Origin of the sequence: Thermosynechococcus sp. NK55a (assembly GCF_000505665.1) — a bacterium.
Taxonomy (GTDB): domain Bacteria; phylum Cyanobacteriota; class Cyanobacteriia; order Thermosynechococcales; family Thermosynechococcaceae; genus Thermosynechococcus.
The window spans coordinates 991,052-1,005,071 of sequence record NC_023033.1; the positions used below are offsets into that span (position 1 = coordinate 991,052).

General features: G+C 54.1%; 10 protein-coding genes. 5 read left to right on the top strand and 5 right to left on the bottom strand.

All coding sequences use genetic code 11. From position 1 onward, the window contains the following. The first annotated feature begins 70 nt into the window (after positions 1 to 70). A complete protein-coding gene (locus NK55_RS04765; RefSeq protein WP_024124654.1) occupies positions 71 to 853 on the top strand; it encodes a YaaW family protein in 783 nt (260 codons plus the stop codon). Here NK55_RS04765 and NK55_RS04770 read toward each other — a convergent pair. From NK55_RS04770 to NK55_RS04785, 4 genes are all read right to left on the bottom strand, one after another. Next, complete coding sequence (locus tag NK55_RS04770) at positions 850 to 3,846, bottom strand: DEAD/DEAH box helicase (protein ID WP_024124655.1); 2,997 nt, start codon at positions 3,844 to 3,846, stop codon at positions 850 to 852. The two genes, NK55_RS04765 and NK55_RS04770, sit on opposite strands and share 4 nt — an antisense overlap. A gap of 27 nt (positions 3,847 to 3,873) precedes the next feature. Beyond that, the gene (locus NK55_RS12390) at positions 3,874 to 6,924 is read right to left on the bottom strand and encodes an EAL domain-containing protein (protein WP_024124656.1); all 3,051 of its coding nucleotides are present in this window, start codon (positions 6,922 to 6,924) and stop codon (positions 3,874 to 3,876) included. Between the two features lie 88 nt (positions 6,925 to 7,012). Beyond that, complete coding sequence (gene trmD, locus NK55_RS04780; protein ID WP_024124657.1) at positions 7,013 to 7,726, bottom strand: tRNA (guanosine(37)-N1)-methyltransferase TrmD; 714 nt, start codon at positions 7,724 to 7,726, stop codon at positions 7,013 to 7,015. Then, positions 7,726 to 8,742: a S49 family peptidase gene (locus NK55_RS04785; RefSeq protein WP_051372787.1), complete on the bottom strand. Its 1,017-nt coding sequence runs from the start codon at positions 8,740 to 8,742 to the stop codon at positions 7,726 to 7,728. Before NK55_RS04785 ends, trmD begins: the two co-directional genes overlap by 1 nt. Positions 8,743 to 9,032: 290 nt before the next feature. Here NK55_RS04785 and pipX point away from each other — a divergent pair, with 290 nt between their 5' ends. The 4 genes from pipX to gor all read left to right on the top strand — a co-directional run bounded on the left by pipX (position 9,033) and on the right by gor (position 12,786). Continuing rightward, a complete protein-coding gene (pipX, locus tag NK55_RS04790; protein ID WP_024124658.1) occupies positions 9,033 to 9,314 on the top strand; it encodes a transcriptional coactivator PipX in 282 nt (93 codons plus the stop codon). A 431-nt stretch (positions 9,315 to 9,745) separates the two neighbouring features. Next, on the top strand, positions 9,746 to 9,988 hold the full coding sequence (locus NK55_RS04795; protein ID WP_024124659.1) for a thioredoxin family protein: 243 nt from the start codon (positions 9,746 to 9,748) through the stop codon (positions 9,986 to 9,988). 54 nt (positions 9,989 to 10,042) lie between these two features. Continuing rightward, complete coding sequence (locus NK55_RS04800; RefSeq protein WP_024124660.1) at positions 10,043 to 11,359, top strand: permease; 1,317 nt, start codon at positions 10,043 to 10,045, stop codon at positions 11,357 to 11,359. A 41-nt stretch (positions 11,360 to 11,400) separates the two neighbouring features. Further along, a complete protein-coding gene (gene gor / locus NK55_RS04805) occupies positions 11,401 to 12,786 on the top strand; it encodes a glutathione-disulfide reductase (RefSeq protein ID WP_024124661.1) in 1,386 nt (461 codons plus the stop codon). On the opposite strand, the gene ctpA is transcribed toward gor, so the two are convergent. Further along, complete coding sequence (ctpA, locus tag NK55_RS04810; RefSeq protein WP_024124662.1) at positions 12,773 to 14,011, bottom strand: carboxyl-terminal processing protease CtpA; 1,239 nt, start codon at positions 14,009 to 14,011, stop codon at positions 12,773 to 12,775. The genes gor and ctpA overlap by 14 nt on opposite strands. Positions 14,012 to 14,020: the final 9 nt, after the last annotated feature.

Sequence of the window (14,020 nt, forward strand, 5' to 3'; positions counted from 1 at the left end):
GCCTGAATCCCTATAATCAGGGGTGAAGAATCATCCTGTTCTATTGTGCTGCTGCTGGAGCAAGAACCCCATGAATGAGCTACGGGCTGCGCTGGAATTGGCGACAGAGGAGGAGTTGCAAGACCTAACAGAAATTCTGTTTCGTCGTCGGCTCAACCCCTTGGACTATCTAACCACGCCGGATCCCATTGCGGTACAAGCCCAAGATCGTCAAGCCTGGTTAGATGACATTGAAGAGCGGTTTCGCTTTTTGGCAGCCGATGGTTTGACGGTGCTCAAGGGCAAAGCCCAGCAAATCAGCTATCGGCAAACTTTGATGCGGGTCTGTCGCTACTTAAAAATTAAGTTTTCCCCCAGTTGGACGGTGCCTGAACTGGAAATGGAGATCTTCTTGAATGTGTTGCAGCGGATGTGGAAAAAGCTGGGGGATCAGGATCGGCGGGTTTTGGCCGCCCAAATTCAAGAGAGCTTGCCCGAATTGCGCCATGGCCACCCCATTTCCATGGAAATGGTGCGCTTAATCCTAGAGGGCAGTGCCGCGATCGCCATCAGTTCTGTTGTGCGCTCCATGGTGGTGCAGCAGGTGGCACGGCAGTTTGCAATTCATTTTGCTGGCTCCAAGCTCTCAATGATCCCCTTGGTGTCACGGGGGGCAGCCATGGGAGCCGCTCGATTGGCAGTGGGGCGCAGTCTCTTGGCCTTTGCCAGTACTGCCCTGTGGGTATGGTTTATTGCCGATTTGGGTTGGCAAGCCATTTCCACTAACTATGCCCGCATTATTCCCACCATTTTTGCGATCGCCCAAATTCGTCTTTTGCGGGGTGAACAGGCCGCCCAGTGGGCGATGGCCTAGAGGGTGATCAGCCGCTCTTTGTCCAAGGTGAGCAGTTGCCGCAGCTGGTCAAGGTTGAGTTCGGTCAGCCAGTGTTCGCCGCTACCCACAATCATTTCCGCAAGGGCTTTTTTCTGTTCGATTTGCTCGTGGATCTTTTCCTCAAGGGTACCCGTGCAGACAAATTTATGGATTTGGACATTGCGGGCTTGACCAATGCGGAAGACGCGATCGCTGGCCTGATTTTCTACCGCTGGGTTCCACCAGCGATCGTAGTGAAAGACATGGTTAGCGCGAGTCAGATTGAGACCCACGCCCCCTGCCTTGAGGGAAAGGATAAAGACCCTGGGGGCTTCGGGATCGTGCTGAAAGCGTTCCACCATGAGTTCCCGCTGGGCTTTGGGGGTGCGTCCTGAGAGGAAAAACACCTCCTGCTGGAGCACCTTTTCCAGGTAGGTTTTCAGGTGGGTGCCAAACTCCGCAAATTGGGTAAAGACAAGGGCGCGATCGCCCACTTCCTGAAGCTCTTGCAGCATTTCTATTAGGCGTTGCAATTTACCTGAGCGAGCGGGGGCATAGTCTTCTTGCTTGAGATACTGGGCAGGATGGTTGCAGATTTGCTTCAGCTTGGTCAGGGTGGCCAAGATATTGCCCCGCCGCTGGATGCCTTCACTATTTTCGATGGCAGCAAGGGAGTCTTCCACCACCGCAGTGTAAAGCTGCATCTGCTCTAGGGTGAGGCCGCAATAGACCAGCATCTCCTGTTTTTCGGGCAGGTCTTGAATAATGCTGTGGTCGGTTTTCAGGCGCCGCAGAATGAAGGGTTGGACATAGGTGCGCAGGGCGTTGAGGGAGCTGGTGTCGCCATAGCGTTCAATGGGACGGACATAGCGGTGTTGAAAGTAGGTGCGATTGCCCAAGTACCCCGGATGGAGGAAGTCCATAATTGACCAAAGTTCGAGCAGGCGGTTTTCTAGGGGGGTTCCCGTCAGGGCAATGCGAAACTGGGCGGACAGTTCCCGCGCCGCTTGGGACTGTTGGGTGTTGGCATTCTTGATGTTTTGGGCTTCATCCAGGACCAAGTGCTGCCACAGAACCGGTTGCAAGGTGGCGCGATCGCGCTGCAGGAGGGCATAGCTGGTCAGAATCAAGTCATGGGTTTCCACCCTTTTGAGGAAGGCCTTGCCCTTGGGGCGATCGCTCCCGTGGTGGACATAGGCCCGCAAGGTTGGGGCAAACTTTTGGCACTCCCGCAGCCAGTTCCCCAGCACCGACGTAGGACAGATCAACAGTGTCGGTCGGTAGGCACGTCCCTTTTCCTTGAGGTGGAGCAAAAAGGCCAACAGTTGAATCGTTTTCCCCAACCCCATATCGTCTGCCAAGCAAGCCCCCAGCCGCCAGCGTTCCAAGAAACTCAGCCACGCCACCCCCCGTGCCTGGTAGGGGCGCAGTTCACCACAAAACTCCTGCGGTGTTGGCACTGGATCCAAGCTTTGTTTGCCCGTGAGGCCATCCAAGAGTGTCTGCAGCGCATCATTGGTGTCTAAGCCAAGAATCGGCAACTTGGCCACCGTCACCGTATCCCCCGTAGCAATGCGCAGTGTCTCTGCAAGGGAGAGTTGGGTCTTTTGGGGAGACTGGAGAAACTCTTGAGCAGCCTTGACCTCTTGGGGGCGCAGCAGCACCCATTCACCATTGAGATAAACCAGGGGAGTCCCTTGGCGGCGCAGTTGATCAAAATCTGCTTCCGAGAGGGGATGCTGCCCCAACTGCAACTGCCACTGAAACTGCATCAAGCTGTCAATACTCAAGCCGCTAGTGGCCGGCGGCAATGTGGCAATTATTTTCAGACCCAAGCGATGTTGGGCGCTATTGCGGCGCAAACTCGGTGGCAAAATGATCGCAACCCCCTGCTGCTCAAGGGGCGCAATTGCACTTTGCAAGAAGGCATACACTTCGGTGGTGTGCAGCGTCAGACCCAGGGGGGAGCGTTCTTGAAGACTGCGATCGAGGGGACGATAAATGCGGGAGGCCAAGCCCAGTCCCCGCAGCAGGGTCTCTTGGGGCTGCCAGAGCACCTGCCCTTGATAGAGGAGGGCCTCTTGGGTGCATTGCCAAATCGCAGCTGCCGTTAGCATCGTGTCCGTTTCCCCTTCAGTTTGCAGCCCAAAGGCCAAGTGCCAGTCACCATCGGCGGTCTCTGGAGGTACCAGTTGCAGAGCCAGTCGCCATTGGGGACGCAGATCCAACTGCTCGCGGTAGGGTTCTTGCCAGCGGTGCAGGCGTTCAATGAGGGGAGGTGGCAGTTCCGTGGTTTGACCCGTTTTCAGGAAGGCTAGCCAGTGGCTATGCTCTTTGGCCAAGCCCACTTTGGGCAATTCGAGGTCAGCAAGGGCAGTGTGCAGATAACCCTGTAGGGTGTGCTGCAGAAAATCCGCCAGTAGGTCTGAAGCATGGGGGGGAAACTGCAGCGCCTCGCCATTGGCTTGATAACAGCGACACAAATCGGGCATCTGCCGGCTAAATTCACGGAAGCGATCGCGATCGCCCCCGTGGGTCAGCAGAATCCGCCAGCCCTCTGGTGTCGGCAGGTACTGGCCGCGCACAATTAAATCCAGCAGCCAGCGACTAACGTGCAGCCAATAGCGCAGATCCTCCCCGATGGACCCACCGTTTGGATCGTGAAGGCTCAGTTGATGCAGTTGTGCCAAAACAGCCGTGGCGGGAATTGCCCAACCGGGCACCTGCCATAAAAACAGGGGTTCCCCCTTGAGGGCGGCAAGCGGTGGCGGGAGCAATTGATGCCCCTGAATCTGTGCCGGTAACGCAATGGAAGTGGAACTTGGGCAGGCTGTCTCCCCAATAGGTATTTTGCTCTGGGTGGCGTAGGGATAAACCGGGATAGCAGGCGGCTCCCAAGGGGTGATTACCTGGGTGAGCGATCGCCATTCTTCCGCCCAAATGAAAAACTGTGGCGCTGGCCCTAGGAGCCAGGTGCCATGTAAAATAGCCATGCCAATATTTTAATTAATTAATTTTAATTAATGAGAATGAGCTTTCAGGAGCGATTCGAACTCTTCGGCGGGCAGGGGAGGGCCAAAGAGATAGCCTTGACCGTAGTCACATCCCAGTTCCTGAAGTATTTGCAGTTGCCTTGGTGTTTCAATGCCCTCAGCAACAGCCCGGTAGCCCAACTGCTGGCTCAGGAGTAGAATCATGCGGGTAATTTGCAAGTTGCGTTCATTTTCCTCCAGTTGGCTGACAAAGGAACGATCTACCTTGAGGTGTTGAATCGGCAGGCTCTGGAGATAGCTGAGGCAGGAATAGCCTGTGCCAAAGTCATCAATGCCAATTTCAATATTGCGATTCCTGAGCAATTCCAGCAAATTCAGCATTTCACTTCCCAGTTCAATGCTAATCCTTTCGGTGAGTTCTAGCAGCAAATGCTGTCTGGGCAGGGGGTACCGCCGCTGAAGGGTATCCAGATACTTCAGGAAAGTGGCATCCTGGAGCGTCTTGGCAGAAACATTGACGCCGAGCCTTAAATCAGCTGGGATGCCATACTGCTGTTGCCAAGTCCAGAGCTGCCGACAGGTCTGCTCTAGGACCCACTGATCCAGCGCCACGATCAACCCTGTCTCCTCGGCAATGGGGATAAAGTGTGCCGGTGAGACAAGACCCCGCTCAGGGTGTTGCCAGCGCACCAAGGCCTCCATGCCGACCAATCGCTGACTCTTCAAATGAAAGACCGGCTGGTAAAAGACTTGCAATTCCCCACCGTTTAGAGCGTGGCGCAGATCATGTTCAAAGTGGAGCCGCTCTAGAACCTGTTTGTGCATCTGGGCATTAAAGACAGCATAGCGCTTTGTTAACTGCCTTTTAGCCGCATACATCGCAATATCGGCATCCCTTAGGACGGCTATACCGGTTTCATACTCGTTTTGGCAAAAGACAACGCCGATACTCGTACTGAGGAAAATTTGCCGCTCCTCCACCCTCAGGGGCTCCTGAAGGCGATGGATAATTTGTTCGCACAGGGCGATCGCCCTCTGGATGTGGGGCACCTCGGTGAGCAGAATCGCAAACTCATCTCCGCCCAAACGAGCTACCGTGTACCGATTCTCAACGAGGCACCGCAGCCAACTGGCGAAAGTCATTAGAAGTTGGTCCCCCACCCCATGGCCCAGGCTGTCATTAATCACCTTAAAGCGATCCAGATCGAAAAATAGCACCGCATAGTAAAACTCAGGACTTGTTTGCGCCTCGGTAATTGCTGCTTCCAATTGCTCCATGAAGTAAAGCCGGTTCGGCAGTCCTGTCAAAGAATCGTGATAGGCTTGCCGATGCAGTTGAAGCTGCACTTTTACTCGAGCAGTGACATCGCGGGAGGTCGTCTGCAGTTGGTGCAATTGACCTTGACTGTTGTAGCAGGGTTTAACTAACGTCTCCAGCCACAGGGGATCCCCTTGGGCAGTACAAACCTCATAGGTTATGGGCCAGAACCTTTGCTGCTGAATCATCTGCTCCAGTTCCTGGTTGACTCGCGATCGCTCCCAATCAGAAGAACAAAGCTGGCTAAAATGCTGGCCAAGCAGCTTTTCAGGAGGAATGCCCAAGAGGGTTTGACAAGAGGGACTCACATAGAGACATTGCCACTGCGGATCGTAGAGCCCAAGAATATCGCTGGTATTTTCCGCTAGGAACCGATAGCGTGCCTCGCTTTCCTGCAGTGCTAGTTCAATGGCTTTGCGTTCTGTAATATCAATGTTGGTACCTACCACTTTACAGGGCTGACCCTGCTCATCGTGAATCAATACTGCTTCACTGTGGAACCAGCGGTAGGTGCCATTGCAATGGCGGAGCCGAAAATCAATATTGTACTCTGCCGCGCCGCGTAGGAACTGACGGTAGGCAACAGTAACGCGATCGCGATCCTCTGGGTGGAGTCGCTCTTCCCAATCCTCAAGACTTGCTTCTTTGGCGGTGCCAGAATACCCCAATTGCCTTCGGTAGCTGGAGGAAACACAGAAGGCCCCTGTACGTAAATCACAAAAATAGAAACCAATATTAGAGACCCGTGCCGCCAACTCTAACTGCGCCTGTTGTTCCTTAAGACGAGTCTCCGCCACCAGCCGCTCCGTGACATCCAAAACCACCGTGTACCAGACAACAGCGCCATCGGCCTCCCGTGTGGGTTGACCCGCCCCCTCCAGCCAGCGGACTTCTCCTGTGGCAGGATGAATGATGCGCCATTGACAAAACCAAGGGGTCAAGGTTTCAGCCGAACGCAGTACAGATTGCCATGTGGCTTCTCGATCCTCGGGATGCACAAGCTGCCACAAACATTCACCATCGGCGGCAGCTGCCTCTGCCGGTACACCCCAAAGACGTTCGCACATTGGGTTGAGGTAAAGGGCACAGTTGCGGCCATCGGGATATTGCTCATAGCGGAAAATGGCGCCAGGCAAGTGAAGCGTCGCCAAGCGAAACCGTTCCTCACTGGCGCGCAGAGCAGCCTCAACCTGCCGTCGCTCAGCCAGTTCCTGTTGTACTTGCCGGTAGAGGGTGGCTTGGTAAATGGCTACCTCCAATTGGGTGGCAACCCCACAGGCTCGTTCAATTTCTGCCCTTGACCACCCATGGGGTTGAGGGTAGGTAGATAGGCTCAGGCTTCCCCAGAGGCGACCTGCCACCATTAAGGGAATCAGTAACCAGGCTCCCGGAAAAGTAATTGCAATTTCTTGGTTAATGGGATCGCTAATTTCACGGGTATCGTCAACAATGACGATGTTCCCTGCTTTTAGATCTGCGGCAAAAGGGTTGTTGGGATCCGGAATTTCAAAACCATCGTGACGAGGAAAGTTGGGATCATGGTGATACTCAGCAATATGCCGCCAGACTCCCTGCTCCGGTAAATACTGCACCACAACCGCATCAACCCCTAGCCCCACGCCAACTTCCCGCACAGCCGTCTCAAAGATCACGTCGAGATCAAGGGAGTTGCGAATCGCTTGCATAATACGGTTCGCCGCTTGCTCCTGCAGTAACTGCTCTTTGAGAGCGGTAATCAACCGTGGTGAGGAACTGGCCATGGAAAAGCAGATTGCAAAGGCGCTAAGCCAGGAGAATTTGTCTTGAGACTAGCACAGTTTTTTCTTTGTGGCCTAGGTTTAACGGTTTTCAATTGCCTTTGATTTGCCCCTGGGTTCGAGCTAACCATCGAGCATAAAGATCAGGGCGGCGCTCTCGTGTGCGCTCAATTTGCTGTGCCCGCCGCCATGCAGCAATTTTTCCATGGTGACCGGAAAGTAAGACTGGCGGTACTGTCCAGCCCCGAAATTCTGCGGGTCGGGTGTAGTGAGGATAATCCAGTAAGTCATCTTCAAAGCTCTCTTCGTGGAGTGAGGCTGCCTTACCAATGGTGCCCGGCAACAATCGCAGGACGCCATTGAGAATGACAAGGGCCGGGATTTCACCACAGGTCAAGACAAAATCGCCAATGGAGATTTCCTGGGTGACTAAGTGCTCAATGACCCGCTCATCCACGCCCTCATAGTGACCGCAAAGGATGACGAGCTGATCCCGTTCCCGTGACCAGTGCCAGAGGTGCTGTTGGGTGAGGGGCTGCCCTTGGGGGGTAACATAGATGACTTCGCGCCGCGGCAAACAGGGCAAGGATTCTATGGCAGCAAAGAGGGGTTCCGGTTTCATGACCATCCCTACACCACCGCCATAGGGCTCATCATCTACGCGCTGGTGCTTGTCGGTGCTAAAGTGCCGTGGATTGGTTAGGATGACCTCCGCAATGCCCCGCGCCAAAGCTTTGGCTATTAGGCCGCTGCTGAGGGGTGAAGCAAAGAATTCAGGAAAAAGAGTAATAATGTCAAAGCGCATTACTGACGATCGCAAGAGAGGGAACCATAGTAGGCAAGGGCACGCAGTTGACTAAGGGCGCAAAGTTGCTCTTGTTTCCACGCCCGTTGGGTTTCTAGTGCCCGGGGAGGTGACTGAACGCCAAAGAGTTGATTGATCAAAGGGGAGCGATCGCGCTGAAAACGGACAATGGCATATTCTCCCTCCTTGAGATTGGCAGCCCTGGCGAGGGCATTTAGGGTCTCTAAGCGGCTGCGGGTACCATCGATGAGACGGTAGCGCTGCGCCTGATCGTTACTGAAAATCATCGCTCCCATTTCGTTGCGAATGACGCTGGGATCAATGCCCCGTGCCTGGGCCACATGATGAATAAACTTAGTGTATTCCTGCTCAAGGCCAGCTTGGAGGACCTGAATTTCTTGGGGGGTGAGGCGACGGAAGGGATTGCCAATATCTTTGCTACGGCCAGCGCTCAGGGTCCGTTCTTCGATGCTATTGGCGGTGACGCCTCCCATCAGTAGGCCGTTATCGAGGCTGGTGGGGCGATCGTAGTAGAAAACACTGGGACCGAGAATGCCAATACTACCAACCATGCTGCCGTGATCAGCATAGATCTTATCGGCTGTCACCATTGCCCAAACCCCTCCGGAAGCAGCAATACCCTCAATAAAGGCATAGACGGGTTTTTGGGTTGCTTTGCGGTAGCTCCTAATGCCCTCGGCGATCGCCTGTGAGCCAAAGATTGTGCCACCGGGAGTGCTGATATTGACAAAGACGGCCTTAATAGTTTTATCCTTAGCAGCTTCTGCCAACTGCCGCTGCACTTCATAGCCGTAGGTGACACCCACAAGGGGGGCAAAGAAGCTATCCTCTTCGTTTTGGGGGCTGCCTAGAATTGGACCAGTAATGTCAATTCTAAGAATGCGATCGCGACTGCTCTCCTTGCCGCTGATATGTTCGTAGGGACTGGTTTCACTGGCGGGCGCCAACAAGATGCCGAGGAGGGCAAAGAAAACCGTGGCACTGAAGCCCACCACCCCCAGGGTGAAAAAAAGGTCAGCGTGCCAAAAAAGATCACACCGCAGCGGTGAAACACACTAGGCCAAAAGGGGGGAAGTGAACGCGCCATGGATAAACAGAGGGAAGGGTTTGGGTATAATCTGAACAGCTTTTCAGCTCAGCCTCTTCAGTGTTTTAATTACTGAATTAACTTGAACTAACTTATTCTAGCCACAGTAGGCCGTCTTCTTTTGTTTTTCCTCCTCACGACTTACCCTTGCCGTGTTGGCCTTTCATCATCCTTTTGCGAGGTAGGTTCTCTTTTCTAATGAAGCCCCCGATTACTGCTGAGCAGTATCTCAATCATCCCACCTTTGGCTTGCTCTATGGGGTATGCCCTCTGGATGAGCATCGGCAACTTTTTACAACCTTGTATGCCCAGCGGCTCTTTTTCGTTGTGACTCAGCGGCCCGAGGGTGTGGAGTTTCAATCCATTAGTCGCACGGATGCGCGAATGCTCATTGAACAGCGGTTGCGATCCCTCCGTCGCCTTGGCAAAATGACCGAATACCAGGCCCTGGCAGCTATTCATCATCAAGCTTTCCTCTAGCGTTCTGGGATTGGTGAGGGATGATGCATCAAGGTAGCTGCGCAGCGCTGCGGTATCCATCCTCAGAGGCTGTGCCACCATGGTCCTCCCATGAGCCCATTGGCAGTTTGCTCTGTCGGCGGCGCATTGCTGCCGGCTATTGGAATTTGCCGGGATATTCAACGGGCAGAAGCTCTTAGGTTCCATCTTCAGGAAATCCGGCAGTTCCCAGACCTGCGGGAACATTGCCCACTGACCTACCGGCTGTCTATAATCAACTGCAAACGAAGATTGCCGCTATTGATGCTCAAATCTAACAGCTCTTTTGAGGGCTTGTTCTACTCAATTTTTGACTTTATAGTTAATTTATAGTATAAGTTTGTAGTATAAGTTTGTAGTATAGGGTGTTATGATAAAACTGTTCAATACCCTAGCCAATGAAGAGATGAGCTATGGCGGAGTTAATCGTTGATATTCTGGGGACAGGATGTAAAAAATGCCACCAACTAGAGGCCAATGCGCGGGCAGCTCTGGAACAGCTCAATTTAACTGCTCAGGTTAATCATATTACCGACCCTTTAGCGATCGCCGACTCTGGTGTCATGCGAACCCCTGCACTACGGATTAACGGACAAGTGGTCTCCCAAGGCAGCGTGTTGGATACCCAAGAGATCATTGCTTTTCTGCCTCATTAACATGCAAGTCAGAAAGAAAGAGAGTGCCCATTAGAACTGAGAAAGAAGAAAGCAATGGCATTTTGGCAGGGGCAATGGAAGTCACTATTGGTGACGATTGGCGGGTTTTTGGTGTGTTTTTACTTACCCGTTGAATCACTACAGCAGTGGCAGCGCCTGCAGGGGGCTTTTTGGAGTGCTCTCTATCTGGTGCGCTGGTATGCCCAGGAGCATGTTCTGCTGTGCTTGGTTCCGGCCTTCTTTATTGCAGGGGCGATCGCTGTTTTCCTGAGTCAAGAGGCCATCATGAAGTATCTAGGGGCAGAGGCCCCCAAGATGGTAGCCTATGGTGTGGCAGCGGTATCAGGTACGATTTTAGCGGTGTGCTCCTGTACAGTCTTGCCATTGTTTGCCAGTATCTACCGGCGAGGAGCGGGTTTGGGGCCTGCTATTGCCTTTTTGTATTCTGGTCCCGCCATTAATGTGTTGGCAATTATCCTGACTGCACGGGTCTTAGGTCTCTCGCTGGGGCTTGCGCGGGCAATCGGGGCGATCGCCTTTAGTGTTGTGATTGGCCTGCTGATGCAGGCTCTCTTTCCTACCCCGATCAGTGGAGCAGCCGTAAATACGGCCACCGTTAGCAGGAACGAGCCAAGGCGTCCCCTATGGCAGCAGGCCACCCTCCTGGGAGTACTGGTGGGCATACTGGTCTTTGCCAACTGGGTGCAACCAACAACCGATGCCTCGCCCTGGCAGACCATCGCTCTTGGCAAATGGTGGCTCACGGGTCTGTTGGCTCTTATTTTGAGCGGTCTGCTGGTGGTGTGGTACCACGTCAGCCCAGCGAAGGTACTTCTGGCGATCGCTGTCACCGCCGTACTCGCATGGCGATTTGCGGCCTCGCCGCTAGTGCCCTTTAGTGCCGGCATTGTTGGCATCAGTTGGCTGACCAGTACTGGTCAGAAGGAAGCGAGGGCTTGGTTTGAGTCCAGTTGGGAGTATGCACAACAAATTTTACCCCTGCTACTGTTGGGAGTGCTCATAGCAGGTTTCCTCTTAGGCCGTCCGGGCAGTGAGGCCCTCATTCCTAGTCAGTGGATTACAACGGCTGTAGGGGGCAATTCGATTGTTGCCAATTTCTTGGCAGCCCTCTCCGGCGCACTCATGTACTTTGCCACCCTAACCGAAGTTCCGATTTTGCAAGGTCTTTTAGCCAATGGCATGGGACAAGGTCCTGCACTGGCACTGCTACTGGCCGGTCCAGCTCTATCCCTGCCCAATATACTGGTTCTGCGTCAGATCATGGGCTGGCGCAAAACCCTGACCTATACGGCGTTGGTGGTGCTGATGGCGACCTTGAGCGGGATTGCTTATGGCGCCCTTTCGCCCTAAAACAGATTTGCGAGAGTGAAGCTAAATCTTGAGGTGTGAAGATGAGCTACGACTATGACCTACTGGTGATTGGTGCCGGCTCCGGTGGCTTGGCAGCCTCAAAGCGGGCAGCTTCCTACGGGGCTAGGGTGGCCATCGCCGAAGGGGATAAAGTGGGCGGCACCTGTGTGATTCGGGGTTGTGTCCCCAAAAAGCTCATGGTCTATGGCTCCAAGTTTAGCCGCCTCTTTGAAGACGCTGTCGGCTATGGCTGGCGCCCCGTTAAGGCAAAACTCAATTGGGAACGCCTGATCCGTGCGGTGGATCAGGAGGTGAATCGGCTCAGTCAACTGCACATTAGCTATTTGGAAAAAGCAGGTGTTGAACTGTTGCCCTTTTTTGCCCGCTTTGCTGACCCCCACACCCTAGAACTGGTGGATCGCCAAGGACAGGTACAGGGGCGGGTGACAGCAGCAAAAATCCTGATTGCCGTTGGCGGCGAAGCCATTAAACCCAATGTGCCGGGAATTGAACACAGCATTACCTCGCGGGAGATGTTTTTGTTGCCCAAGCAGCCAAAGCGCATGGCCATCCTTGGCGGCGGCTACATCAGTGTTGAGTTTGCTGGCATCCTGCAGGGGCTAGGGACGGAGGTAATTCACTTTCTGCGGGGCGATCGCCCCCTGCGGGGTTTTGATCAAGACATTCAAGATGGCGTCTATGGAGGAATGATCCGCCACGGCATTGATGTGCGTCCCCAGTGCCACATTACTGGCTTGAAGCTCACTAAGAAGGGTAATATCCGCATTTACTACGAACAGCAGGGGCAAACCTGTGAAACCAAAGTTGATACGGTGCTGTGTGCCGTGGGGCGCGCTCCCAATTTGCAGGGGCTAGGCCTCGATCAGGCGGGAGTTCACCTAAGAACCAATAGCCAAGGAATTGTGGCCATTGGGGTGGATGAATACTACCGCACCAATCAAGAGCATATTTTTGCTGTGGGCGACTGCACCAACCGCGTCAATCTCACCCCCGTAGCCATTGCTGAAGGACGCGCCTTTGCCGATACCCAATTTGGCAATCTACCCCGCACCTTAAGCTATGAGAATATTCCCTCAGCGGTGTTTTCCCAGCCGGAGGCAGCTTCTGTGGGGCTTTCGGAGGCGCAAGCCAAGGCGAAATTGGGGGATGAGAATGTGAAAATCTACCGCACGGCCTTTCGGCCCATGTACCACAGCCTCACGGGGCGCCCTGAACAGGTGATCGTCAAATTGGTGGTGGAGAAGAATACGGAGCGGGTGCTGGGGGCCCACATGGTGGGGGATAATGCGGCTGAAATTATTCAAGGGATCGCGATCGCCCTCAAAATGGGCGCCACCAAGAAAGACTTTGATGCCACCATTGGCATTCACCCCTCTACTGCTGAGGAGTTTGTTACCCTGCGCTAGTGGCCACTTGGATGGGACTGTGGAGCAACTCTAGGGCCGCCAGATATTGGGGATCTGCTGCGGTACCCATGGCCATCAGACTCTCTGGGGCATCGAGCACCCGCCGATCTGGCTCAATCCCTACTTTGTTGATGTTGTGGTGATTGGGGGTTTCGTAGTGGGCAATCGTCACAGCGAGGCCAGAGCCATCACTCAGGCTAAAAAGGGACTGAATCGAGCCCTTGCCATAGGTGCGATCGCCCACCAGTCGAGCGCGCCCATGATCCTGGAGGGCACCGGCCAAAATCTCACTGGCACTGGCTGTGCCGCTATTTACAAGGACAACTAGCGGATCATCGGTGAGAGCGCCCCCACTGGCATTGAGGCTATCAATAATCCCTTGGCGATCGACGGTATAGACAATTACCCCCGAGTCCAACCACAACTGGGCAATTTCTACTCCCGCCTGCAACAGTCCCCCCGGATTATTGCGCAGATCAAGAATGTACGCCTCAGCTCCCTGCTGCTCTAGCATTTGAATGGCTTTGCGCATTTCTGTGGGGGCCATAGCACTGAACTGGCTGAGGCGAATATAGCCAACGGTGTGCCCCTGCACTTGGCGAACCTCAGCCGTGACCGGATTAATCTCAATGTGTCCCCGGTGCAGGATCAATTCCTGAGGGGCTTCATTGCCCCGCTGCAGCAATAGGTGAACCGCAGAACCCGCCGTCCCCCGCATCCTTTCGGCGGCCTCGTCAAGGCTCAGTTTGGGGGTGGGCACACCATCAATGGCAAGAATGCGATCGCGGGGTTGAATACCGGCTTGGGCAGCGGGAGAGCCATCAATGGGAGCAATCACTTCAAGGACACCGGTCTCAGGGTCAGTGCTAATTTGCAAGCCAACGCCGATGAGTTCACCCGCAGTGGTGGTTTGTAGGCTGCGAAACTGTTCAGGCCGCAGGAATCGGGTGAAGGGATCCTCAAGGGTGGCCAGCATTCCTTGAATGGCAGCGTAGGTCGCCTCGCGATCGCGCAGGGAATGCTTTAGGGCTTTTTCGCGCACTAGCCACCAGTTTTGACCATTAAAGGTGGGATCGACATAGGCTTGGTTAACAATACGCCAGGCCTCATTAAAGAGTTTTTGTTCTTCCGTCAGGGCGATCGCCGAGTCAGTGGGGAAAATGCCCCAGACCCCCACGAGGACAACCAAACAACAAATGAGACGTTGCAGCCAACGAACCCCCATTCCTTCACC

Bases quoted from the DNA above. Each gene is read 5' to 3' on its own strand.
- NK55_RS04765 (WP_024124654.1), top strand. From the start codon at position 71: ATGAATGAGCTACGGGCTGCGCTGGAATTGGCGACAGAGGAGGAGTTG.
- NK55_RS04770 (WP_024124655.1), bottom strand. From the start codon at position 3,846: ATGGCTATTTTACATGGCACCTGGCTCCTAGGGCCAGCGCCACAGTTT.
- NK55_RS12390 (WP_024124656.1), bottom strand. From the start codon at position 6,924: ATGGCCAGTTCCTCACCACGGTTGATTACCGCTCTCAAAGAGCAGTTA.
- trmD (WP_024124657.1), bottom strand. From the start codon at position 7,726: ATGCGCTTTGACATTATTACTCTTTTTCCTGAATTCTTTGCTTCACCC.
- pipX (WP_024124658.1), top strand. From the start codon at position 9,033: ATGAAGCCCCCGATTACTGCTGAGCAGTATCTCAATCATCCCACCTTT.
- NK55_RS04795 (WP_024124659.1), top strand. From the start codon at position 9,746: ATGGCGGAGTTAATCGTTGATATTCTGGGGACAGGATGTAAAAAATGC.
- NK55_RS04800 (WP_024124660.1), top strand. From the start codon at position 10,043: ATGGCATTTTGGCAGGGGCAATGGAAGTCACTATTGGTGACGATTGGC.
- gor (WP_024124661.1), top strand. From the start codon at position 11,401: ATGAGCTACGACTATGACCTACTGGTGATTGGTGCCGGCTCCGGTGGC.
- ctpA (WP_024124662.1), bottom strand. From the start codon at position 14,011: ATGGGGGTTCGTTGGCTGCAACGTCTCATTTGTTGTTTGGTTGTCCTC.